General features: G+C 73.6%; 24 protein-coding genes and 1 riboswitch. Of the genes, 4 read left to right on the plus strand and 20 right to left on the minus strand.

The features are described 5' to 3' along the window. The first annotated feature begins 85 nt into the window (after window positions 1-85). The gene (locus tag GD632_RS05415; protein ID WP_152189597.1) at window positions 86-379 is read left to right on the plus strand and encodes a DUF4287 domain-containing protein; all 294 of its coding nucleotides are present in this window, start codon (window positions 86-88) and stop codon (window positions 377-379) included. A gap of 11 nt (window positions 380-390) precedes the next feature. Here GD632_RS05415 and GD632_RS05420 read toward each other — a convergent pair whose 3' ends face one another. The 5 genes from GD632_RS05420 to GD632_RS05440 all read right to left on the minus strand — a co-directional run bounded on the left by GD632_RS05420 (window position 391) and on the right by GD632_RS05440 (window position 4,487). After that, complete coding sequence (locus GD632_RS05420; RefSeq protein ID WP_152189599.1) at window positions 391-708, minus strand: hypothetical protein; 318 nt, start codon at window positions 706-708, stop codon at window positions 391-393. 121 nt (window positions 709-829) lie between these two features. Next, on the minus strand, window positions 830-3,202 hold the full coding sequence (locus GD632_RS05425) for an ATP-binding cassette domain-containing protein (RefSeq protein ID WP_152189601.1): 2,373 nt from the start codon (window positions 3,200-3,202) through the stop codon (window positions 830-832). A gap of 24 nt (window positions 3,203-3,226) precedes the next feature. Next, the gene (locus GD632_RS05430; RefSeq protein ID WP_152189603.1) at window positions 3,227-3,634 is read right to left on the minus strand and encodes a VOC family protein; all 408 of its coding nucleotides are present in this window, start codon (window positions 3,632-3,634) and stop codon (window positions 3,227-3,229) included. Window positions 3,635-3,639: 5 nt separating this feature from the next. Next, window positions 3,640-4,083, minus strand: coding sequence for a helix-turn-helix transcriptional regulator (locus GD632_RS05435; RefSeq protein WP_152189605.1), 444 nt, complete (start codon window positions 4,081-4,083; stop codon window positions 3,640-3,642). A gap of 68 nt (window positions 4,084-4,151) precedes the next feature. After that, window positions 4,152-4,487, minus strand: a complete 336-nt coding sequence (locus GD632_RS05440; RefSeq protein ID WP_152189608.1) for a single-stranded DNA-binding protein — start codon at window positions 4,485-4,487, stop codon at window positions 4,152-4,154. 201 nt (window positions 4,488-4,688) lie between these two features. Between GD632_RS05440 and GD632_RS05445 the strand changes: the two genes are divergently transcribed. Continuing rightward, window positions 4,689-5,177: a hypothetical protein gene (locus GD632_RS05445; protein ID WP_152189612.1), complete on the plus strand. Its 489-nt coding sequence runs from the start codon at window positions 4,689-4,691 to the stop codon at window positions 5,175-5,177. An 18-nt stretch (window positions 5,178-5,195) separates the two neighbouring features. Here the strand turns inward: GD632_RS05445 and GD632_RS05450 are convergent, their stop codons facing one another. Further along, window positions 5,196-6,149 (minus strand): aldo/keto reductase, encoded by a 954-nt coding sequence (locus tag GD632_RS05450; RefSeq protein ID WP_152190120.1) that lies wholly within the window; start codon window positions 6,147-6,149, stop codon window positions 5,196-5,198. A 154-nt stretch (window positions 6,150-6,303) separates the two neighbouring features. On the opposite strand from GD632_RS05450, the gene GD632_RS05455 reads away from it, so the two are divergent. Next, the gene (locus GD632_RS05455) at window positions 6,304-6,654 is read left to right on the plus strand and encodes an RNA polymerase-binding protein RbpA (protein ID WP_152189614.1); all 351 of its coding nucleotides are present in this window, start codon (window positions 6,304-6,306) and stop codon (window positions 6,652-6,654) included. A gap of 63 nt (window positions 6,655-6,717) precedes the next feature. Here the strand turns inward: GD632_RS05455 and GD632_RS05460 are convergent, their stop codons facing one another. The 9 genes from GD632_RS05460 to GD632_RS05500 all read right to left on the minus strand — a co-directional run bounded on the left by GD632_RS05460 (window position 6,718) and on the right by GD632_RS05500 (window position 16,539). After that, complete coding sequence (locus GD632_RS05460) at window positions 6,718-7,461, minus strand: polyprenol monophosphomannose synthase (RefSeq protein ID WP_152189616.1); 744 nt, start codon at window positions 7,459-7,461, stop codon at window positions 6,718-6,720. Continuing rightward, complete coding sequence (gene lnt, locus GD632_RS05465) at window positions 7,458-9,011, minus strand: apolipoprotein N-acyltransferase (RefSeq protein ID WP_226924634.1); 1,554 nt, start codon at window positions 9,009-9,011, stop codon at window positions 7,458-7,460. The genes GD632_RS05460 and lnt overlap by 4 nt, the downstream gene beginning before the upstream one ends. A gap of 381 nt (window positions 9,012-9,392) precedes the next feature. Continuing rightward, a complete protein-coding gene (locus GD632_RS05470; protein ID WP_152189620.1) occupies window positions 9,393-12,224 on the minus strand; it encodes a DEAD/DEAH box helicase in 2,832 nt (943 codons plus the stop codon). Next, window positions 12,221-13,159, minus strand: coding sequence for a diacylglycerol/lipid kinase family protein (locus GD632_RS05475; protein WP_152189622.1), 939 nt, complete (start codon window positions 13,157-13,159; stop codon window positions 12,221-12,223). The genes GD632_RS05470 and GD632_RS05475 overlap by 4 nt, the downstream gene beginning before the upstream one ends. Beyond that, window positions 13,156-13,956: a twin-arginine translocase subunit TatC gene (gene tatC / locus GD632_RS05480; protein WP_226924636.1), complete on the minus strand. Its 801-nt coding sequence runs from the start codon at window positions 13,954-13,956 to the stop codon at window positions 13,156-13,158. Before tatC ends, GD632_RS05475 begins: the two co-directional genes overlap by 4 nt. A 24-nt stretch (window positions 13,957-13,980) precedes the next feature. Then, window positions 13,981-14,241, minus strand: coding sequence for a twin-arginine translocase TatA/TatE family subunit (tatA, locus tag GD632_RS05485; RefSeq protein ID WP_264371879.1), 261 nt, complete (start codon window positions 14,239-14,241; stop codon window positions 13,981-13,983). A gap of 63 nt (window positions 14,242-14,304) precedes the next feature. Further along, the gene (locus tag GD632_RS05490; RefSeq protein WP_152189626.1) at window positions 14,305-14,616 is read right to left on the minus strand and encodes a hypothetical protein; all 312 of its coding nucleotides are present in this window, start codon (window positions 14,614-14,616) and stop codon (window positions 14,305-14,307) included. After that, a complete protein-coding gene (locus tag GD632_RS05495; RefSeq protein ID WP_152189628.1) occupies window positions 14,613-15,584 on the minus strand; it encodes a helix-turn-helix transcriptional regulator in 972 nt (323 codons plus the stop codon). The genes GD632_RS05490 and GD632_RS05495 overlap by 4 nt, the downstream gene beginning before the upstream one ends. Beyond that, a complete protein-coding gene (locus tag GD632_RS05500) occupies window positions 15,577-16,539 on the minus strand; it encodes a helix-turn-helix transcriptional regulator (RefSeq protein ID WP_226924638.1) in 963 nt (320 codons plus the stop codon). The genes GD632_RS05495 and GD632_RS05500 overlap by 8 nt, the downstream gene beginning before the upstream one ends. A gap of 276 nt (window positions 16,540-16,815) precedes the next feature. Between GD632_RS05500 and GD632_RS05505 the strand changes: the two genes are divergently transcribed. Next, a complete protein-coding gene (locus tag GD632_RS05505; protein WP_152189630.1) occupies window positions 16,816-17,910 on the plus strand; it encodes a DUF3866 family protein in 1,095 nt (364 codons plus the stop codon). A 110-nt stretch (window positions 17,911-18,020) separates the two neighbouring features. On the opposite strand, the gene GD632_RS05510 is transcribed toward GD632_RS05505, so the two are convergent. The 5 genes from GD632_RS05510 to GD632_RS16460 are packed head-to-tail and all read right to left on the minus strand — an operon-like array spanning window position 18,021 to window position 21,475. After that, window positions 18,021-18,473 (minus strand): PH domain-containing protein, encoded by a 453-nt coding sequence (locus GD632_RS05510; RefSeq protein ID WP_152189632.1) that lies wholly within the window; start codon window positions 18,471-18,473, stop codon window positions 18,021-18,023. After that, the gene (hisG, locus tag GD632_RS05515; protein ID WP_152189634.1) at window positions 18,470-19,312 is read right to left on the minus strand and encodes an ATP phosphoribosyltransferase; all 843 of its coding nucleotides are present in this window, start codon (window positions 19,310-19,312) and stop codon (window positions 18,470-18,472) included. Before hisG ends, GD632_RS05510 begins: the two co-directional genes overlap by 4 nt. A 23-nt stretch (window positions 19,313-19,335) precedes the next feature. Beyond that, window positions 19,336-19,599, minus strand: a complete 264-nt coding sequence (locus GD632_RS05520) for a phosphoribosyl-ATP diphosphatase (protein WP_152189637.1) — start codon at window positions 19,597-19,599, stop codon at window positions 19,336-19,338. 50 nt (window positions 19,600-19,649) lie between these two features. Beyond that, window positions 19,650-20,624: an ABC transporter substrate-binding protein gene (locus GD632_RS05525; protein ID WP_152189639.1), complete on the minus strand. Its 975-nt coding sequence runs from the start codon at window positions 20,622-20,624 to the stop codon at window positions 19,650-19,652. Then, window positions 20,621-21,475: an ABC transporter permease gene (locus GD632_RS16460; RefSeq protein WP_152189641.1), complete on the minus strand. Its 855-nt coding sequence runs from the start codon at window positions 21,473-21,475 to the stop codon at window positions 20,621-20,623. Before GD632_RS16460 ends, GD632_RS05525 begins: the two co-directional genes overlap by 4 nt. 87 nt (window positions 21,476-21,562) lie before the next feature. Next, a riboswitch (FMN riboswitch) is annotated at window positions 21,563-21,686 on the minus strand. Between the last annotated feature and the right edge of the window lie 112 nt (window positions 21,687-21,798).

The following is a 21,798-nucleotide window of genomic DNA, read 5'->3' on the forward strand; positions in this document are numbered from 1 at the left end:
CGCGCCGCCTGCCGACGGGGCCGACCGTCTCGGTACGGTGTGACGCACCGGGGCGCGTGCCGACGCTCCACGGAGAGGAGCACCGATGTCCTTCCAGGCCTACCTCGACGCCGTCGAGACGAAGACCGGGCTCACCCCACGCCAGCTCGTCGAGCAGGCCGGTGAGCGTGGCTTCGGCCCGGGTACCAGGGCGACCCCCATCATCGAGTGGTTGCGCGACGAGTACGGCCTGGGCCGCGGTCACGCCATGGCGATCGTCCACGTCGTCACCAAGGGCGAGCACATCAACCCCAAGCATGTCGGGTCCGACGGCTCACACGCCGACGCCTCCGACCGGCTGTGGCTCGACGGGAAGGCCACCAAGCCCGACGGGTGGTGACTCGGCGCGGCTCAGGGGTTGACGAAGAGCGCCAGCATCGTGAGTACCGCGACCGCGCCGAGCACCCGGACCGCGCGGCTCCGCGCGCCCCCCGGCCGGGCCGCACCGAGCAGGGCGGCCACGGCGAGGCTGAGCGGGACGAGCCACCAGCCGAAGAACCCGTACGAGTCCCACGGCCAGTGGGAGACCTCCCCGATCTCCCGGAGCTGCGGGAGGAACGCGAGCACCACGCCGACCGGGACCGGTACGGCGAACACGAGCATGAGCCAGGTCAGCACGTCCCGCGTGGCGGCGGGGGTGACAGCTGGACTGGGAGCGGGCCTTGCCACGATGGAGCCTCCGTGCACGTCGTCGTCATCGACCCCCCGCTGAGCACCGTACCGCCGACCAGCCCCTGCCGTCAGCCTTCGGCAGCCCCGGCCCCGCCGAGCACCACACGGACACTACCCGTCAGGCGCCGACGTACGCGGCGAGGTGCTCGCCGGTGAGGGTGCCTCGCTTCGCGACGAGGTCGGCGGGCGTGCCCTCGAAGACGACACGCCCGCCGTCGTGCCCGGCGCCCGGGCCGAGGTCGATGACCCAGTCGGCGTGGGCCATCACGGCCTGGTGGTGCTCGATGACGATGACGGTGCGCCCGGCGTCGACGAGACGGTCGAGAAGGGCGAGAAGCTGCTGGACGTCGGCGAGGTGGAGGCCCGTGGTCGGCTCGTCCAGGACGAAGACACCGCCCTTCTCGCCCATGTGGACGGCGAGCTTGAGCCGCTGACGCTCGCCGCCGGAGAGGGTGGTGAGCGGCTGGCCGAGCGTGAGGTACCCGAGGCCGACGTCGGCAAGGCGGGACAGCACGGCGTGCGCGGCGGGGGTCCGGGCCTCGCCGTCGGCGAAGAACGCCTCAGCCTCGGCGACGGGCATCTCGAGAATCTCGGCGATGTTGCGCCCACCCAGGGTGTACTCCAGGACCGCGGCCTGGAAGCGCCGGCCCTCGCACTCCTCGCAGGTCGTGGTCACGGTGTCCATGAACCCGAGCTCGGTGAAGATCACCCCGGCGCCGTTGCACACGGGGCAGGCACCCTCGGAGTTCGCGCTGAACAGCGCCGGCTTGACGCCGTTCGCCTTGGCGAAGGCCTTGCGGACCGGTTCGAGGAGCCCCGTGTAGGTGGCCGGGTTCGAGCGGCGCGAGCCCTTGATCTGGCCCTGGTCCACGACGATGACTCCCTCGCGCCCGCCGAGGTTGCCGTGGATGAGCGAGCTCTTGCCCGACCCGGCCACGCCGGTGACGACGGTGAGGACCCCGGTGGGGACGTCGACGTCGACGTCCTTGAGGTTGTTCTGCCGCGCACCACGGATCTCGAGGACGCCGTTGCGCTCCCGCGCCGGCTCCTTGAGGGAGACGCGGTCGTCGAGGTGGCGGCCGGTGAGCGTACCGCTCCCCCGCAGCCCCTCGAGCGTGCCCTCGTAGACGATCTCCCCGCCGCCGGTCCCCGCTCCCGGGCCGAGGTCGACGACGTGGTCGGCGATGGCGATCGTCTCGGGCTTGTGCTCGACGACGAGGACGGTGTTGCCCTTGTCCCGCAGCTGGACGAGCAGCGCGTTCATCCGCTCGATGTCGTGCGGGTGCAGGCCCACCGTGGGCTCGTCGAAGACGTAGGTGACGTCGGTGAGCGAGGAGCCGAGATGGCGGATCATCTTGACGCGCTGGGCCTCGCCGCCAGAGAGGGTGCCCGACGGTCGCTCGAGGGAGAGGTAGCCGAGCCCGATCCCGACGAAGGAGTCGAGCAGGTGGCGCAGGCTGTCGAGCAGCGGGCCGAGGGACGGCTCGTCCAGCCCGCGCACCCACTCGGCGAGGTCGCTGATCTGCATCGCGCAGGCGTCGGCGATGCTCGTCCCGCGGATCGTCGACTCCCGGGCGTGCGGTGCCAGGCGCGTGCCCTCGCAGTCGGGGCAGGTCTGGTAGACGACGGCGCGGTCGACGAAGGCGCGGATGTGCGGCTGCATCGCGTCACGGTCCTTGGCGAGCATCGACTTCTTGATCTTGGGGACCAGGCCCTCGTAGGTCATGTTCGCCCCGCCGACGGGGACCTTGACCGGCTCCTTGTAGAGGAAGTCGTGGAGCTCGCGCTTGGTGTAGTCGCGGATCGGCTTGTCCGGCTTGAGGAAGCCGGACTCCATGAAGAGCTTGACGTACCAGCCGTCGGCGACGTACCCGGGCACGGTGATCGCGCCGTCGGCGAGGGACTTCGACTCGTCGTAGAGCTGGGCGAGATCGATGTCGGTGACGGAGCCGCGCCCCTCGCAGCGTGGGCACATTCCGCCGAGCTGGTTGAAGGTCGCCTTGACCGCCTTCTTCCCGCCCACCGAGATCGCGCCCTGCGAGGTGACCGACGGGACGTTGAAGGAGTAGGCGTTCGGGGACCCGACGTGCGGTTCCCCGAGCCGGCTGAAGAGCATGCGGAGGAACGCGTTGGCGTCGGTGACCGTCCCGACCGTGGAGCGCGGGTTGGCGCCGAGCCGCTCCTGGTCGACGATGATCGCCGTCGTCAGGCCCTCGAGGACGTCGACGTCGGGCCGCGCCTGGGTGGGCATGAAGGCCTGGAGGAAGGTGCTGTAGGTCTCATTGATGAGTCGGCGCGACTCCGCGGCGACGGTGTCGAACACGAGGGAGCTCTTGCCCGAGCCGGAGACCCCGGTGAAGACCGTGAGGCGGCGCTTGGGGATGTCGACGTCGACGTCCCGGAGGTTGTTCTCGCGGGCGCCGCGCACCCGGATGAGGTCGTGGGTGTCTGCCTGCTCCACGCGGGTGGTCGAGGTCTCCGTCGTCGTCATCCGGGTTCTCCGTTCGGGGGTCGGTCAGCTCTGCTGGAGGCGGACGGTGTTTCCCGCCGGGTCGCGGAAGGCGCAGTCGCGCACCCCCCAGTCCTGGTCGGTGGGCTCCTGCATGACCTCGGCGTCGGTGGCCTGGACGCGCTCGAAGGCGGCGTCGAGGTCCGGCGTGGCGAGGAGGATGCTGGCGAAGGTGCCCTTGGCCATCATCTCGGCGATGGTCCGCTGCTCGTCGTCGGTGATACCGGGGTCCGCCGTCGGCGGGTAGAGGACGATCGAGGTGCCGGGCTGGCTGGGCGCACCGATGGTGATCCAGCGCATGGTGCCCTGGCCGACGTCCTGACGGACCTCGAAGCCTAGGGCGTCCCGGTAGAAGGCCAGGGAGACCTCCGGATCGGTGGTGGGCAGGAAGCTGGCGTGAATGGTGATGTCCATGGCCGTCACGCTAGGGGCAGGGCGGCGACGCGGGCTTCTCGATTCCTGACCGGTCTGGTCACCCGTCTGGAGACGCAGGGCGGGATGCCCGCAGGGAGGTCCGAGGCACGTTCCCGGTACACGCTGGGCGGGACCCCGACGAGCTCGCGGAAGCGGGTGCTGAAGGTCCCCAGGGAGGAGAAGCCGACGGCGAAGCACACCTCGGTGACGGTCAGCTCGCCGCGGCGCAGCAGCGTCATCGCGCGCTCGACCCGGCGGGTCATGAGGTAGGAGTACGGCGGCTCCCCGTACGCGCGGCGGAACTCGCGGCTCAGGTGCCCGGCGGACATGTGCACGCCTCGGGCCAGGGCCGCGACGTCCAGCGGCTGCGCGTACTCCCGGTCGATCCGGTCGCGGACACGACGCAGGAGCGCGAGATCGTGCAGTCGCTGCTCCGCGGCGGTGTCCACGGCGCCGATCGTGCCACGTCCGGAGGAACCTGCCTAGGCCCCGTCCGCCCCGGCCGGTGGCGGCCGTGCTACGGGCCGGGGAGCCGCCGTAGGCGCTGGGCCTCCACCTCGTAGCGGGAGGCACGGCCGACCCCGGTGGCGAAGAACCGGCGCCGCAGCGCCCCCTCGACCGCGACGACGCTCCCCTCCCCCACCCGGCCGGCCACCCGGCGGGTGCGCCCGCTCCAGCAGGAGATGTCGATGGTGTCGACGCGGGCACGCCCCTCGCCGGCGTCCGGCCGCGGGACGACGAGCCGGAAGGTCGTCAGCCGGTCACCGCTGGGCAGCTCACGCTCCTCGACCTCCCCGCTCACCCGGCCGACGAGACTGACGGCGTTGTGCCCCACCTGGTGGTCACTGGTCATGTCGCACTCCTCTCCGTCCTCAGGATGGGACGCGAGGGCGACATGGCCGGCTCCTCGGGCGGCCTGCGGTGGAGAGCGGCGCTCCGGGCGCCCCTGTGGAGCGGTCGCAGCTGCTCCACAGGGCGAGTACCGCGCCGGCCGGTCCCCAGCTCCACCGATGAGCGGGGCCGGAGGACGCCGCCGCCTGGAAGCGTCTGGCCCATGACTCCCGACGAGACCCTGGCACCGGAGACGTGGGCTTCCGCCCAGCACGACGGCGGACCCGAGGACGAGCGCTGGATGCACGCCGGACGGCTCGTCCTCGGCGACGCCGACGCCGTCGCCTGCGCGGCGGGCGCGGTCCGCGCGGCAGCGCGCGGCGACGGGCTGTCGATGTGGCTCATCGTCCTCGACGAGCACAGCTGGTCCACGGGTCTGGTCGTCGAGCTCGAGGGGCTCGCCGACAGTCCCGCGCCGGGCGAGGTGCTCACCGTGCTCACGCGGATGAGCAGCCTGATCGAGCAGGCGGTTCCGCGGGGCTCCGTCCTCGTCGCCCTCGCCACCCCGGGCGGCGGTGACCGGGGCGCCCGCGAGGCCCGATGGTGCGCCGCCGTCGTGGACGCTGCTCACGCCGGCTCGCTCCCGGTGCGTGCGGTGGTCGCCGTCGGGGCACACCGGGCTCGGCTGCTGCAGTCGGCAGTGCCGCGATGAGCCGCGCGCCCGGTCGTCTCAGGCTGCGGCGGGGCCGGGGGCCGCCTCGTCGATCGCGAGGAGCGTGTCGGCGTCGGGCTCCCACAGGCCGGCGGCGACGTTCTGCGCGACCTGCTCGGGAGTGCGAGCGCCGGCGATGACGCTCGCGACGCCGGGCTGGGCGGACAGGCCGCCCATGGCGAGGGTGAGGAGCGAGACGCCGGCCTGCTCGGCCACGGTCTGGAGCGCCTCGATGCGGTCGAAGTCGGCGTTCTCCAGCCGTTCCGGGCGCTTCTCCAAGCGGCTGCCCCCGGGCGCCGGCTCACCGCGACGGTACTTGCCGGTGAGGAGGCCGGAGGCGAGCGGCCAGTACGGGAGGATGCCCGCACCCACGTGCGCGGCCGCCGGGATGACCTCGGCCTCGATCCCGCGGGAGAGCAGCGAGTACTCGTTCTGCACGGAGACGAACGGGGCCAGCCCGGCCGTCCGCGCCGTCCAGTCGGCGTCGACGAGCTCCCAGCCGGTCACCTGTGAGCAGCCGGTGTAGAGGATCTTGCCCTCCCGCACGAGCTCGTCCAGCGTGCCGAGGGTCTCCTCCATCGGGGTGACCGGGTCGAGGCGGTGGAGCTGGTAGAGGTCGATGTGATCGGTCCGCAGGCGGCGCAGCGAGCCCTCGACGGCGCGGCGGATGTAGCGGCGCGACCCGCGCACGCCGTAGTCGTCGCCGTTGAGGCCCCGCGTGTCCATCCCGAACTTCGTCGCGACGACGACGTCGTCGCGACGGCCCTCCAGCGCGGCGCCGAGGAGCTCCTCCCCCTGGCCAGGGTCACCGCCGTACACGTCGGCGGTGTCGAAGAGGGTGATACCGGCCTCAACCGCGGCACTCACCACGCGCGGAACCTCGTCCGGCGGTAGGGTCGCTCCGAAACTGTTGCACCCCAGGCCGACAGCGGACACGACAAGGCCGCTGGAACCCAGCTGGCGGTACGTCATCTCGGTCACACCGGGACCATACCCGGCGAAGGTCTGCGGGACCTTCACAGGACGTTCACCACGATCGTGGAACAACTCGACACCATCGTTCGTTGGGCCCAGTAGAAGCTTTCACACCGGCGCGTCTCGCAACGCGCCCGAGAGGAGACGCGTCATGGCAGATCGATCACTGCGCGGAGTCGGGATCGGCGCGAAGAGCCTGGAGAGCGAGGTCGGCGTCCAATACGCGGACCGCACCGAGGCGCACTACGAGTGTCCCAACGGTCACACCATCGTCCTGCCCTTCGCAGCCGACGCGGAGATGCCGGCGCTGTGGGAGTGCCGCTGCGGTGAGGAGGCGCTCCTGCGTGACGCCACCCGCCCCGAGCCCACCAAGCCGGTCAAGAAGCCGCGTACCCACTGGGACATGCTGCTCGAGCGTCGCACCATCCCCGAGCTCGAGGAGCTGCTCACCGAGCGGCTGGAGCTGCTCCGCAGCGGCCAGCTGCGGCGGCGAAGCGCCTGACGCACCCCAGCACCGAGAAGGCCCGCAGACACGGTCTGCGGGCCTTCTCGCACCCCTGGGGCGTCAGCGCCGGCGCACGAGCGCGGCAAGCTGCCGGGCCCGGTGGGACAGGCCCCACACTGTCGTGCGGACCAGCGCCTCGGTGATGATCGCCCGGCTCATCTTCGACACGCCCTCGGCCCGCTCGACGAAGCTGATCGGCACCTCGGCGACACGCCCACCGGCCCGGTGCACCCGCCACGTCATGTCGACCTGGAAGCAGTAGCCCTGGGACTCGATCTCCTCCAGCGGCAGCGCCGCGAGCACCTCGGCGCGGAAGACCCGGAAACCCGCGGTCGCGTCCCGCACCGGCAGGCCGAGGGCGAGCCGCACGTAGGTGTTGGCGCCCCGCGAGAGGAGCTCGCGGTGGCGCGGCCAGTTGACGACGGCTCCCCCGGGCACCCACCGCGAGCCGATGACGAGCGCAGGTACGTCCGACCGCTGCACGCGCGCGAGGAGGTCGGGCAGCTGCTCGGGGCGGTGTGAGCCGTCGGCGTCCATCTCGACGACGAGGTCGTACCCCCTCTCGAGCGCCCACTGGAAGCCCGCGACGTAGGCACGTCCCAGGCCCTGCTTGCCCGGCCGGTGCAGCACGTGGACGTGGTCGTCGTGGGCGGCCGCGGCGTCGGCGACGGCGCCGGTGCCGTCGGGGCTGTTGTCGTCGGCGACGAGGATGTCGGCGTCCGGGACGGCCCGCCGGGTGCGCTCCAGCACGCCGGGGAGCGACTCACGCTCGTTGTAGGTCGGGATGACGACCAGGGTCCTCACGCGGCCCCCCTCGATCGGCGCGAACGCTGGCGGACGGTGGTGACGGCGCCTGCCGCAGCTGCCACGGCCGCGACGGCGGCCGCCACGAGCGTGGGCCACACCCCGAGCCGGTCGGCGACCGTCAGGGAGGTGCGCAGCGGGAGGTCCGCCACGAAGCGGTCAGCGGTGAACAGCCCCGAGGACTGCGTGACGACACCGTTGGGCGCGATGATCCCGCTGACGCCGACGGTGGAGATCTGCACGGTCGACCGGCCGTGCTCCACGGCACGGAAGACCGACATCGCCAGCTGCTGGGTGGACTCCTGGGTGTACCCGAAGGAGGCGTTGTTCGTCGGGACCACGATGAGCTCGCCACCGGCCAGGACCGCCTCGCGCATGAGTCCGGCGTAGGCGACCTCGAAGCAGATCCCGACGGCGAGGTCGACCACCCGATCCAGGCGCGGGCTGTCGAGCGCGATGGTCCCGACCTCCTCGCCGGGGAGCATGTCGATGGACACGAGGTCGACGGCGTCGGTCACCTTCCGCGCGATGTCGCGCAACGGGATGTACTCCGCGAACGGGGCGGGGTGCTGCTTGGCGTAGACGTCCACCTGGCCCTCGCCGGGCTGCCACAGGATCGCCTCGTTGTACCGGTAGTCCTCCCCGTAGCGCTGCCCACCGACGAGGATCGGCGCGTCCACGGCCGCGGCGGCGCGGTCGACGAGCCGGCCGGCCTCGGCGTCAGTGCGCGGGTCGATGTCGGTGGAGTTCTCGGGCCACAGGACGATGTCCAGCGCCCCGGGCTCCACCTGCTCGAGCAGCGCCTCGGTGCCGGTCACGTGCCGTTCGAGGACGTCGCGGCGCACGGCGAAGGCGTCGAGCCCCGGGCCGGGGACGTTGCCCTGGACCGCGCCGACGCGCAGCGTGCCGCTCTCGGCGCGCGTGTCGACGGGGATGACGAGGCCGACGGCGACGATCGCGGCGGCCACGACGAGCGCCCCGCTGGCCCGTCCCACTCGCGCGCGGCGCAGGTGGCTCAGGGCCAGCGCGAGCAGCGCACCGAGCACGACGACGGTGCCGGAGACGAGGGGCTCACCTCCGAGCGATGCCAGGCGCAGCAGCGGGCCGTTGGTCTGGGAGAAGGCGAGCTTGCCCCACGGCATGCCCCCGAACGGCACGAGCCCGCGGGCCGCCTCGGTCGCGACCCACAGGCACGCGACGACGACGACCCCGAGCGCCGGGTGACGGGCCACCGGCCCCCAGCGGGCCGCGAGCACCCACCCGGCGGCGAAGACGGCGACGAAGAGCGCCTCGGCGACCCCGAGCAGCACCCAGGGCACCGCGCCGGCGGCCTCCTCGGCCCACCACAGGTGGATGAGGAAGAACACCGCTCCCCAGACCCAGCCGTAGACGAGGGCGCGCGGCACCGTGGCGCCCCGCAGCGCGAGGAGGAGCAGCGCCACCCCGACCGGGGCCAGCGGCCACCAGGAACGCCCCGGGAAGGCCGCGTCCGTCGCCAGGGCCCCGAGAACGCTGAGGAGCACGGCGACACGACGGGAAGGCAGGGGCACCAGACAAGGATAGGTGCCCGCGAGACCGGTCCCGACCCCGGCGTCGGGGAGCTGGGAGGGGCGGACGTGACCGACCCGCGTGTCCTTCGGACCGACGCTGCCGGGGGCAGCTGTCGTTATCTACTGAACACGCGGGCCTGGCCACTGTCCGCCGCGGCGCTCGTCCCGGTCGGCGCGGTGGCCACCGGTGCGGGCGGGCGGTACGAGAGACGAAACTAGCGCCCAGCGTCCGCGTCATCAAGCCCGCGAACGTGCAGGTCAGCGGCATGCACGCAGGTCAGCACCGGTGCTCGGCAGCCTCCGTGATCTCCCCGTGACCGGCGTGTCGCGGCGTGTCGTGGGAAGTCTCACGGCGGTCCGGCGCCACCGTCACGGCTCGTCTCAGACGCTGGACCAGGCGACGACGCCGCGGCGGACGAGCTCGATGGCGCGTCGGGCGGTCCGACGGCCCTCGGCGTCCGGTGCGGCCGTGGCGAGCTGGTCGAGGACGTCGAGGATCTGCTTGCACCAGCGCACGAAGTCCCCCGCGCCGATCTCCGTCCCGTCCAGCACCGTGTCGAGCGGCGCGCCCTTGGCCCACGCGTGGACGATGGACACGATCCCGGCGTCGACGGGCTCGGAGGACGGCACGCCGTGCTGGGACTCCCGCTCGGCGAGCTCGTCCGACACCCGCACGGTCTGGCGCACGGCGTCGCCCAGCGCCCCACCGCCGGCGCCGGTTGGCGCGCTGAGGGCGTCGTTGCGGGCGCTGTAGACGACGGTGGACACGACGGCGGCGAGCTGGGCGGCGTCCAGGCCCTGCCACAGGCCGCGCCGCAGGCACTCGGCCAGCACGAGGTCCTTCTCCGCGTACAGGCGCGCGAGCCAGCGGCCGTTGTCGGTGACCGCCAGCCCGCCGTCAGCGCCGGGCTCGAGGTAGCCGAGCTCGGTGAGCAGGGCGCAGACCTTGTCGAAGTCGCGGGCGATGGAGGAGGTGCGGGTCTCGATGCGCTGGAGCAGGCGCTGGTGCTCGGCGTCCAGGGTGGCCCAGCGACCCGCCCAGCGGGCGTGCTCCTCCCGGTCCGAGCACGCGTGGCACGGGTGGGCGCGCAGCCGGCGGCGCAGCTCGTCGATCTCCTGCCCGATGTCCGCGCCGGCCTGGCCGGCGGCGGAGGCGGGGGCGGCGGGCGGCGCGGCCTGGACGGCGCTGCGCAGCCGCGCGGCGAGGTCGCGGCGCTGGCCCGCGTCGCGCAGGTTCGCGTGCTTGGGGACGGGGACGGTGGCCACGGCGGTCGCCCCGTGGGGCAGCTCGGTGCTCGTCAGCGTGCGCACGCGCGGCTCGGGGGTGAGCACCCGGAGCACCGGGGAGTCGAGGCGGTCGGCGTCGACGTCGAGGACGAGCGCCCACAGGGTGCGCCGCCCGCGCCGGTACTCGAGGACGTCGCCGCGCCGCACGGCCGCGAGGGAGGCGTGCACGGCGCGCTGCGCCGCCCGCGACCGCTCGCGGGAGCGGTCCTTCTCGAGCTCGCCGATCTGCCGGCGCAGGCGTGCGTACTCGGTGAAGTCGCCGAGGTGGCACGTCATCGCGGTGGCGTACCCGGCCAGGGCCTCCTCGTTGCGCCGCGCCTGGCGGGCCAGCCCGACGACGCCGCGGTCGGCCTGGAACTGGGCGAAGGAGCTCTCGAGCGTCTCCCGCGCCTGCGGGTAGGCGAGCGTCCCGAGGAGGTTGACGGCCATGTTGTACGTGGGGTGGAAGCTCGAGCGCAGCGGGTAGGTGCGGCGCGAGGCGAGGCCGGCCAGGGCGGAGGGGTCGACGTCCTCGCCGTAGAGGACGATGGCGTGGCCCTCGACGTCGATGCCGCGGCGCCCGGCGCGACCGGTGAGCTGGGTGTACTCCCCCGGCGTGAGCGCGGCGTGGGCGGTGCCGTTCCACTTGTCCAGGCGCTCGAGGACGACCGAGCGCGCCGGCATGTTGATGCCGAGCGCGAGCGTCTCGGTCGCGTACACGACCTTGACGAGCCCCGCGGTGAACAGCGCCTCGACCGTCTCCTTGAACACCGGCAGCAGCCCGGCGTGGTGGGCGGCCACGCCCCGCTGCAGCGCCTGCGACCACGCGTGGTAGCCGACGACCGCGAGGTCCTCCGGCGGCAGCGCCGCGCAGCGCTCCTCGATGACCTGGGCGATGGCGCGGGCCTCGGCGGCGTTCGTCAGCCGCACGCGCGAGCGCAGCGTCTGCTCCACCGCGGCCTCGCAGCCCGCGCGGGAGAAGACGAAGACGATGGCGGGCAGCAACCCTGCCTCGTCGAGCCGCTCGACGACGACCGGGCGAGGGGCGGGGCGCACGTGGCCGACCCGGGCGGGCGGGCGGGCCCTGCCCCCGCGTGCGTCGCGCCGCCGCCCGGGCGGGGCGGAGCCGGTGCGGGCGGCGCGGCGCACCGCCTCGGCGAGGTCGGGGTTGATCGGCGGGTTCGGCCCGGGGTCGGTGGGGTCGACGCGGGCGCTGTACAGGTCGAGCACCTGGTCCCGGACCATGACGTGCTGCCACAGCGGGACGGGCCGGTGCTCGGAGACGACGACGGCGGTGTCCCCGCGCACCATCGTGAGCCAGTCGCCGAACTCCTCGGCGTTCGAGACGGTGGCCGACAGCGACACGAGGAGGACGTCGTCGGCGAGGTGGAGGATGACCTCCTCCCACACCGGGCCGCGGAAGCGGTCGGCGAGGTAGTGGACCTCGTCCATGACGACGTAGCCGAGGTCCGCCAGGGTGGGCGAGCCCGCGTAGAGCATGTTGCGCAGCACCTCGGTCGTCATGACGACGACGTCGGCCTCCCCGTTGATCGTCGTGTCACCGGTGAGCAGGCCGACCCGGCTCTCCCCGTGCGCAGCGACGAGGTCGAGGTACTTCTGGTTGCTCAGCGCCTTGATGGGCGTGGTGTAGAAGGTCTTGCGGCCCGTGCGCAGCCCGAGGTGGACGGCGAACTCCCCGACGACCGTCTTGCCCGCCCCCGTCGGTGCCGCGACGAGCACGCTGCGGCCCTCCTCGAGCTGCTCGCAGGCCTCCCGCTGGAAGTCGTCGAGCTGGAAGCCGATGCCGGCGGCGAACACGGCGAGCTCGCTGCGCTCGGCACGGGCACGCCGGCGGGCGGCGGCGTAGCGCTCGGCGGGGCTCGGCTCGGTGGAGTGGTCCGCCTCCTCGACCGCGGTCTCGGGGCGGCGCTTGCGTCGTGGGCTCACTCCTCGACTCTAGGCGCCAGCACCGACAGTGCACGCGGGTGGACGTCGCACTGGAGGGGCAGCGCCTCGAGGGGCTCGCCGTCGACGATCGCCACGGGCGGGTTGGCGCCCAGCGCGGTGAGCGGCTCGATGCGCACGCTCCGCGCCCGCCGCACGCGGACCGCCGGGTGGTCGACGTGGCGCCCGGAGAACAGGAGCGGGAAGAGCCGCACGACGGCGGCACGCGACAGGCCGCGCGCCGTGACGAGGTCGAGCAGGCCGTCGTCCGGCACGGCACCGGGCGCCACCCGCATCCCGCCACCGAACAGCGGGGTGTTGGAGACGGTGACGAGCGTGGCGTCCTGCTCCCACGTGTGGCCGTCGGCGGTGATCCGGAACCCGTACGGCCGGAAGGCGGAGAGCTCGGCGAAGATCGCCCGGACGTAGCGCCCCCCGTCCCGGGGCCAGCGCAGGCGCGAGGCGTGGTGGGCGACGGCGGCGTCGAGACCCGCGCACAGTGAGCTCACGTACCAGCGGCTCGTCGGCTCCCCCGGGGTGCTGACGGCGACGGCGTCCACCTGCCGCACGCCGTCGGGAGCGGTGAGGGCGTCGCGCAGGACGACGAGCGAGGCGGGGATGTCGTGGACGGGCAGGGCGAGGGCCCCGGCGATGTCGTTGCCGCTGCCGACGGCGACGATCCCGAGCGGCACGCCCGTCCCGGCGAGGACGTTCGCTCCGAGGTGCACCATGCCGTCCCCGCCCACGACGACGACGGCGTCCAGGCCCTCGGCGAGGGCGGCGCGGGCCCGGGAGAGGGCGTCGGCGTAGTCCCGTCCGGTGAGGTCGACCGTCTCGTGACCGCCCTCGGCCAGCCCGGCGAGGACCTCGCCCCGGGACCTGGCGGCCCGGCCACGCCCCGCCGTGGGGTTGGCCACGACGCCGACCCGGCGGCTCACGAGTCCGGCTCGAGGAGGTCGGCCTCGTGTGCGGCCTGGCGGCGGGCGGCCCGGCGGTCGTGGAGCGCGGCGATGCCGACGGCCCCGAAGTAGAGGGCGCACATGGGCACGGCCAGCGCGATCATCGTCCACGGGTCCGGGGTCGGGCTGGCGATGCCGGCGAAGACGAAGACGAGAAGGACCGCCCAGCGCCACCCCGCGAGCAGCGCGCGGGCCGACACGAGCCCGACCGCGTTGAGGAGCACCATGACGAGCGGGACGAGGAAGGCGATGGCGAAGGCGAGGACCACCCGCATGACGAAGCGGACGTAGTCCGTCGCGGGCATGTAGTTGAGCGCGCCCTCGGGGGTGAACTGGGTGAGCACCTTGATCGCGTTGGGCAGCACCAGCCAGGCGAGCGCGGCGCCGCCGAGGAAGAGCGGCACCCCCGCGACCACGAACAGGAGACTGCGGCGCTTCTCGCTGCGGGTGAGGCCGGGAGCGATGTAGGCCCACACCTGGTAGAGCCACCACGGGCTGGCGAGGAAGGTCGCCAGCCACAGCGACACCCGGATCTTCATGTCGAAGGCGGCCGCGGGGGTGGTGAAGGTGAGCGCCGCGTTGAGGCCGGCGTCGTCGACGGCGCGGACGGGGGCCTGGATGGCGTCGAAGACCGGTTCGTAGAGGAACCAGCCCACGACGGCCATGACGGCGATCCCCGCCAGGGCGAGCAGCACGCGGCGACGCAGCTCGCGCAGATGCTCGATGAGCCGCATGCGGCCCTCGGGGTTGCGGGCGCGCCCCGTCCTCAACGCCACGGAGTCCTCGTCCTGCGGTACGTGCTAGCGGCCGGCCCCGCCCGGTGGTGTGGTGCCGTGGTCGTCCGCGGACGGCGGGGCGGTCGTCGGGTTGGGCGTGGTGCTCGGCGAGGTCGGGCCACCGGAGACGGGGCCGGAGGGCGGCGTGGTGTCGTCCTCACGCAGCTCCGTGACCTCCTTCTTGAAGATCTTGAGGGACTTGCCGATGCTGCTCGCCACGTCGGGGAGCCGCTTCGCACCGAAGAGCACCACGATGATGAGGACGATGATGAGGATCTGAAGCATGGATGGGGGTCGCATGACGTGCCTTCGCGTCGGGTCCGTGGATCTCGAGTCTACGCCGCGGGCTCAGCGCAGCCCGACCCGGCGCCACCGGGCCATGGCCTGCGCGGCGCGGGCGGCGCGTCGCTCACGCCGGGCGCGCAGGTTGTCCTGCCGCAGGTGGCGGGCCTCGGCGACCTCGGCGGGAGGCGCGAGGTAGGACGGCACGATCGGCGCGGGCGGCTCGGCGCCCGTCACGGCCGCGAGCCGCTCGCTCAGCTGCTCGAGGCCGCGCAGCTCGGCGAGCAGCACCTTGACGCGTCGCCACAGGCCCAGGCCGATGACGGCGTACAGGGCCAGTGCCGCGAGCACGAGGAGGAGCCACAGCCACCAGGTCATGGGCCCGAGGATATGTCGTCGTAGGCGGCCAGGGCGTCCGCGGCGTGGCGCGCGACGGCCGTGGCGAGCTCCGGAGGGGCGACGGCGCGCACGTCGGCGCCGAGCCCGAGGACGACGTTCGCCAGCCACGCCGGGTCCGCCACCCGCAGGCGCACCCGCATCCCGCCGTCGGGCAGGTCCTCGTGATCGACGACGGGCACCCGCTCGGCCAGCCACCGTGCCCGGGGGGCGAGCTCGAGCTCGGCGAGGAGGTCGTCGTCGTCGAGCTCGGGCTCGGTGCTGCGGCCGGTCGCCTCCGGTGGGTGGACGGCGGCGGTCCCGAGGACCTCCGCGGCCAGCACGCGGTCGAGGCGGAAGTGACGCAGCCCGTCCACGCGGTGGCACCAGGCGCGCAGGTACCAGCGGCTCCCGTCCCAGACGAGCTCGAGGGGGTCGACGTCACGCTCGGTGACGACGTCGGCCGCCGACACGTAGCGCAGGTGGAGCCGGCGGCCGGCGGCGAGAGCCTGCCGGACGGGGGCGAGGGCCGCGGTCGCGTCGCTCACGTGCACGTCGACGGCCTGGGCCGCGCGGGCGGCCTCGCCCGCGGCGGCCGTGAGCTTGGCGGTGGTGCTGCGGAGCACGTCGTCGTCGATGCCGCCGTCGGCGCTCAACGCCTCCAGGGGACGCAGCGCGACGAGCAGCGCCAGGGCCTCGTGGGCCCCGAGCCGCAGCGGGCGGTCCATGCCGCGCGGGTTGGTCAGGGTGAGGACCTGGCGGTCGTACTCGTCGGCGGCGAAGTCGATGAGGTCGTCGGGCAGGTAGCCGGGCGTGCCGGTCACCCACAGCACGTTGACGTCGGCGAGGACCTGCCGCTCGCTCACCGCGAAGTGGGCCGCGACGTCGGCGACTGGCACGCCCGGGTTCTCCCCGAGGTAGGCGATGAGGGCGAGCAGCCGGGTGAGGCGCTCCCCGGTGGTCTCAGCCACGGACGGCCTCCCCCAGTGCGGCGACGGCGCGCAGGCGTGCGACGACCGCCTCGCGCAGTGCGGGCGGCTCCAGGACGAGGACGGCAGGCCCGTAGGCGGCGATCTCCGCCGCGAGGGAGACCTCGTCGTCGGTCTCGACGACGACGACGTCGCGCCCGTCCCGCTCACCGCGCTCCTCGACGGCGCGGGCCCGGAGGGCGGCACCGCGCTCGGGCAGGACCGCGAGGACGGCGCGGGCCCCGCCGCTGCCGGCGAGGATGGCCTGGGCGTCGTGCTCGGGGACGTCGAAGGCACCGGTCGGCCCCGTGGTGCGGACCGCGCCGACGACGCGTGAGAGGCGGAAGACGCGTGGGGCGGCGCGGTCGACGTCGTGGCCGATGAGGTACCAGCCGCGGTCGCGGCTGACGAGGCGCCAGGGGTGGACGCGGCGCGTGGTCTCCTCGCCGGTCGAGGCGGCGCGGTAGGTGAAGGAGACGGTCTGCCGGGCGCCGATCGCGTCGAGGAGCGGGCCGAGGGCCGTCTCGGCGGGCTGCACGCGCAGGGCGACGCCGATGTGGGCGTCGGGGTCGGCGCCCGCGGCGACGGCGCGGAGCTTGGTGAGGCCGCGGTGGGCCGAGCCGTGGAGGTGGGCGTCCTGCCACACCGTGGCGGCCAGGGACAGCACGCCGATCTCCGCGGCGGTGAAGGTGACCTCGGGCAGCGAGTACCCGGCGGTGTCGAGGCGGTAGCCGACCGCGTCCTCGTGGACGGGGTCGACGTCGGTGACGATCGGCACGCCGAGCTGGCGCAGGAGGTCCTTGTCGCGCTCGAACATCCGCTCGAAGGCGACGTCGTTCGCCGCGTCGTGGTAGCCGTTGACCGAGGCGCGGATGTCGGCCTTCGTCAGGCGGCCCGGGGCGTGCCGGAGCGCGATGAGGAGGTCGAGCAGCCGCTCGGCCGGGTCCACGCGAGTCACGGTGCCCACCGTACTTGCTGGAGGCCGCTCCCCCGCCCACGCGCCGCGCCGGCCGCCGCCTCACCCGCCGACAGCCGACCTGTCGCCGACAGCCGACCTGTCACCGACAGCCGACCTGTCACCGACAGCCGACCTGTCACCGACAGCCGACCTGTCACCGACAGCCGACTTGTCACCGACAGCCGACTTGTCACCGACAGCCGACTTGTCGCCGACAGCCGGCTTGTTCCGCGGCGGTCCCGGCGACCACGGGTGCGCGGCGGTAGCGTGCACGGGGTGATCTCCTGGCGTGACGGTGTGGTGAGGGCGGTGCGTGGCTCGTGGGCCGGCGCCGTCGAGCTCGACGTGGACCTGGACCGCCCGGCCGGCGACCGCTCCTCCGTCCGCGCGCTGGCGTACACCGCGCTGGTCGGTGCGCCCGAGGTCGGCGACCGCGTGACCCTCACCGTCTCCGCACTCGTCCGCGGACTGGGAACGGGCGGTTACGCGATGGTCGTCGCGCTCCCCGACCGCCTGCCCGCCGACCCGCCTCCCGGCCCGGGCCACGTCGTCAAGGCGCGGTACACACCGCTCCAGCCGATGGTCCTCGGGGTCGACGAGCAGGAGTCACCCTGGCACGAGCGGATGCGCGACGCGGACGACCTCGGCGGGCTCGCCGTCGTCGTCGCGGACCTGCACTCCGCGCTGCCCGCCGTCCTCGCGGGCGTGCGCGCGACCGGCGGGGAGCGGAAGGTCGCCTACGTCATGACCGACGGCGGGGCGTTGCCGCTCGCCTTCTCCCGCTCGGTCGCGCAGCTGCGTGAGGCGGGCTGGCTCGCGGCGACGATCACTGCCGGGCAGGCGTTCGGCGGCGACCACGAGGCCGTCAACGTCCACACTGCACTCCTCGCGGCGCGGCACGTGGTGGGTGCCGACGTCGTCGTCGTCACGCAGGGGCCGGGAAACCTCGGGACCGGGACCCGCTGGGGCTTCTCGGGGGTGGCGGCCGGGGAGGCGGTCAACGCGGCTGCGGTGCTCGGCGGACGGCCGGTGGCGGCGCTGCGCGTGTCCGAGGCCGACCCGCGCGAGCGGCACCGCGGCGTCTCCCACCACTCGATGACCGCCTACGGGCGGGTGGCGCTGCGCCCGGCCGACGTCGTCGTCCCCCTGGCCGATGGGGAGCTCTGGGCCCGCGTGCGCGAGCAGGCCCGCACCCTGTGCGAACCGGTCGGTCGCCACCGGCTCGTCGAGGTCCCGGTCGCCGGGCTGCGCGAGGCGCTGGAGACCTCCCCCGTGCGGCTCTCGACGATGGGCCGCGGCCTCGGCGAGGACGCAGCCGCCTTCATCGCCTCGGCCGCCGCCGGCGCCCACGCCGCCATGGAGACAACCTAACCCCGTCCCCCACCTCCGCCCCCCAACTCCGCAATTGGTCGACTCGGCGACGGGGAAAGCGCGTGCCCCCGTCGCCCAACTGACCAATTGAGCCAGGGAGGGGGGTGTGGTCAGCCGGGCTCTCCCGACTCGTGGAGCTGGACCAGGGCGGCCAGGCGGCCGACCTCGCGGCGGGCGTACCCGCCGTCGGCCGCCTGGATCGCCATGACTGGCAGCGTCGTGCCGTCAGAGAGGTCGAGCTGCGCCCACGCGCTGTTGACGCCGAAGCGCACCTCGACGACCTCGGCCCACTCCAGCCGGCGGACCTTGATGAAGTTGCGGACAGTGAGCCCGTCGTCGTCGGGCACGGCACGGACCGCCGCCTGGCGGAAGCACAACCACGCGAGGACGACGGCGGTCGCGACCATCCCGATGACGTCGGCGCCGGACATGTCGAGGTCGTTGGCGGCCATGACCATGAAGAGCACGGGCGGCCCGAGCACGGTGAGGGCGAGCAGGACCGAGGCCACCCACCGTGCCGCCCTGGGGCGGAACGGACGCAGCAGCTCGGCCGGCAGGTTCACAGCCGCGAGGCGTGGATGGTGGTGACGATGATGGCCCTCGCCCCGACCTCGTACAGCTCGTCCATGACGCGGTTGGCGTCCTCGCGCAGCACCATGGCCCGCACCGCTCGCCAGTTGCCGTCGTGCAGCGGGGAGACGGTGGGCGACTCGAGGCCGGGAGTCACCGCGACGGCCTTGTCAACGTGCTCGACCGGCACGTCGTAGTCCATGAGGACGTAGCGGCGCGCGACGAGGACGCCCTGGAGGCGGCGGTCGAGGACGTCGACGGCGGCCTCGGCGGGACGGTCCGCGGGGCGGATGAGCACGGCCTCGGACTGGAGGATCGGGTCGCCGAAGACCTCGAGGCCGGCGGCGCGCAACGTGGACCCGGTCTCCACGACGTCCGCGACGGCGTCGGCGATGCCGAGCTGCACCGAGGACTCCACGGCGCCGTCGAGGTGGACGACACTCGCCTCGATGCCGCGCCCGGCGAGGTAGTCCCCGACGAGGACGTCGTAGCTCGTCGCCACCCGCGCCCCCGCGAGCTGCTCGACGGAGCGGATCGTGCCCGCGGGAGCCGCGAAGCGGAAGGTCGAGCGGGCGAAGCCGAGGGACCGGTGCTCGACGGCGGAGGTGCCGGAGTCGAGGAGCAGGTCGCGGCCGGTGATGCCGACGTCGACGGTGCCCGAGCCGACGTACACGGCGATGTCGCGGGGACGCAAGAAGAAGAACTCGACCCCGTTGGCGGGGTCGGGCAGGACGAGCTCGCGGTCACGGCGGCGGCGGTAGCCGGCCTCGGCGAGCATCTGGGTGGCGGGCTCGGACAGGGATCCCTTGTTCGGGACGGCGATGCGCAGCACGGGGGTTCTTTCCAGTCGGTCGGTCAGAGCTTGCGGTAGACGTCCTCGAGGCTGATGCCGCGAGCGACCATCATGACCTGGACGTGGTAGAGCAGCTGGGAGATCTCCAGGGCGGTGGCGTCCTCGCCCTCGTGCTCCGCGGCCATCCACACCTCGGCGGCCTCCTCGACGATCTTCTTGCCGATCGCATGGACCCCCGCGTCCAGCTGCGCGACGGTCCCGGAGTTCTCGGGCCGCGTGTCCGCCTTGTGCTTGAGCTCGGCATACAGGTCGTCGAAGGTCTTCACGCCACTCAGGATAGGCCCCCGCCGTGGAGCGCCCGGGACGGCGTCCACGCTCAGCCGAGCGTCCTGACGGCGTCCGCCGGGTCGACCTCACCCTCGAGCAGGCCATGCTCGGCCATGAAGGCGACCATCGCCTCCCAGCGGGCGGGGTCGCTGGCGCCGGTGGCGCTGCCGTAGAGCGGGACGGTCGCCTCGACGGTGGCGAGCGCGGCCTCGCGGGCGGCCGGGTCGGCCAGCCCGGGGACGTGCCCGGCGGCGACCTCGACGGCGGCGGCCGGGTCCTCGACGACGTCGCGTACCCCGCGCATGGTGGCCTCGACGACGGCGGCCGTCGCGTCGTCGTCGGCGATGTTCTCGTGAGCGCCGATGCCGATGCCGACCAGCGGGACGTCGCCGAGGGGGATCGTGCGCACGTCGACGCCCGCCTGCGCGAACTGGACGGCGTCGTTGTTGGCGTAGCCCATGACGGCGTCGACGTGCCCGGCGCTGAGTGCGGCCTGCTGGGTGAAACCGATGTGCTCGACGGTGACGTCGTCCTCGCTCAGCCCGGCGTCGGCGAGCAGGGCGAGGAGGCCGAAGTACGTCTCGCCGAATGGTCCGGGGATGCCGACGGAACGGCCGGCGAGGTCGGCGGCGGTGGTGATGTCGGAGTCGCCGGGCACGATGAGGGCCACGGGGTACTCCTCGTAGAGCGTCGCGACGTTCACCACCGGGACGCCGGCCGAGCGCGCCTGGAGCATCTCGTCCCCGCCGGCGACGACAAGGTCCTCCTCCCCCGCCTCCAGCGCCCCGAGGAGGGACTCGGAGGCGCCGTGGTGGCGCAGGCTGACGTCGACGCCCGCGTCCTCGTAGTAGCCGCGCGCCTCGGCGACGTAGAAGGGCGCGAACTGGACGTCGGGGGTGTAGGTGAGGCCGATGACGAGCTCGTCGGCGGCGGTGGTCGCCGGCTCGGGGGTCCGCGGCTCGGCGCAGGCAGCGAGAGCCAGGGTGGCGGCAGCGAGAACGAGGGCGGTGCGGTGGCGGTTCACGAGGTGCTCCTGAGGGCGGGGCGGGCGGCGCGGCGGGCGCCGAAGCGGGTGCGGACGGTGGGGCGGTCGTCGACGGCGAGGCGCTCGACGAGCCGCAGGACGGCGTACATGACGACGGCGAGGAGGGCGAGCACGGCGAGGGTGGCGAAGAGGCCGGTCGTGTCGGCGGAGTTGGACTGGACGGACAGCACCATCCCGAGCCCGCGGCCGCCCATGACGAACTCCCCGACGACGGCGCCGGTCACCGAGAGGGTGAAGCCGTTGCGCAGGCCGGTGAGGAGGCTGGGCAGGGACATCGGCACCTCGATGTGGCGCAGCATCGACCAGCCGTGGGCGCCGTCGAGCCGGGCGGCGTCGACGACCTCGGGGTCCAGCGTGCGCATGCCGAGAATGGTGGCGAGGAGGATCGGGAAGAAGACGAGCAGGGAGCACAGCAGGACGATCGGCAGCAGGCCGTAGCCCACCCAGATGACGAGCAGCGGGGCGAGCGCGACGGCGGGCAGCGCCTGGGACGCCGCGACGTAGGGCTGCAGACCCGCTGCGGCCCAGCGGTTGCGGGCGATGAGGTACCCGAGGGGGAAGGCGACCGCCGCGCCGAGGATGCTGCCGAGCAGCGCCTCCACCCAGGTGACCCACGTGTAGGCGAGGAGGTTTCCCGCCGTGAGCTCGCTCCACAGGCGGGCCGCGACGGCGCTGGGGGCGGGAAGGAAGAACGGGGACACCACGCCGGCGCGGGTGATGAGCTCCCAGACGAGAAGGACGACGGCGCCGAGGGCGAGCGGCGTGAGGAGCACGCTGCGGCGGGCGCGACGGTGCGCGGCCAGTGCGCGCCCGAGCGGTGCCTGCTCCATGTCGTCCCTCCGGTCACTGGTGGTGTGATCCGGGGTCGACGGACGCGCAAGCGTCCGCGGCGCCTCGCCGACGGGTCGTCGAAGGCACCCGTGCATCCTCCCATCCGGACTTTCACCGTCGGTCCTGGAGTTCCACCAGGTCAACCACCTCGGAAGGTGGGTCGCGGACTGTCACCGCCGGTTCGGAATCTCACCGACCCCGGAGCACGTTCTTGCAGCATCAAGCATGCCACAGGCCGATCTGTTCCCGGGCACGGTGGGGCATGCGCCACAACCGGGACTCGCGACCGTGAGGCAGGCGGGAAGTACGGCGAGCGCGGGCG

The organism is Georgenia satyanarayanai (assembly GCF_009193135.1).
GTDB lineage: Bacteria > Actinomycetota > Actinomycetes > Actinomycetales > Actinomycetaceae > Oceanitalea > Oceanitalea satyanarayanai.

What these genes read in the sequence shown, in the direction of transcription:
- GD632_RS05415 (WP_152189597.1), top strand. Translation starts at nt 86, where the DNA reads ATGTCCTTCCAGGCCTACCTCGACGCCGTCGAGACGAAGACCGGGCTC.
- tatA (WP_264371879.1), bottom strand. Translation starts at nt 14,241, where the DNA reads ATGCTTCAGATCCTCATCATCGTCCTCATCATCGTGGTGCTCTTCGGT.
- GD632_RS05430 (WP_152189603.1), bottom strand. Translation starts at nt 3,634, where the DNA reads ATGGACATCACCATTCACGCCAGCTTCCTGCCCACCACCGATCCGGAG.
- GD632_RS05455 (WP_152189614.1), top strand. Translation starts at nt 6,304, where the DNA reads ATGGCAGATCGATCACTGCGCGGAGTCGGGATCGGCGCGAAGAGCCTG.
- GD632_RS05490 (WP_152189626.1), bottom strand. Translation starts at nt 14,616, where the DNA reads ATGACCTGGTGGCTGTGGCTCCTCCTCGTGCTCGCGGCACTGGCCCTG.
- GD632_RS05445 (WP_152189612.1), top strand. Translation starts at nt 4,689, where the DNA reads ATGACTCCCGACGAGACCCTGGCACCGGAGACGTGGGCTTCCGCCCAG.
- GD632_RS05450 (WP_152190120.1), bottom strand. Translation starts at nt 6,149, where the DNA reads ATGACGTACCGCCAGCTGGGTTCCAGCGGCCTTGTCGTGTCCGCTGTC.
- GD632_RS05440 (WP_152189608.1), bottom strand. Translation starts at nt 4,487, where the DNA reads ATGACCAGTGACCACCAGGTGGGGCACAACGCCGTCAGTCTCGTCGGC.
- GD632_RS16460 (WP_152189641.1), bottom strand. Translation starts at nt 21,475, where the DNA reads ATGGAGCAGGCACCGCTCGGGCGCGCACTGGCCGCGCACCGTCGCGCC.
- GD632_RS05425 (WP_152189601.1), bottom strand. Translation starts at nt 3,202, where the DNA reads ATGACGACGACGGAGACCTCGACCACCCGCGTGGAGCAGGCAGACACC.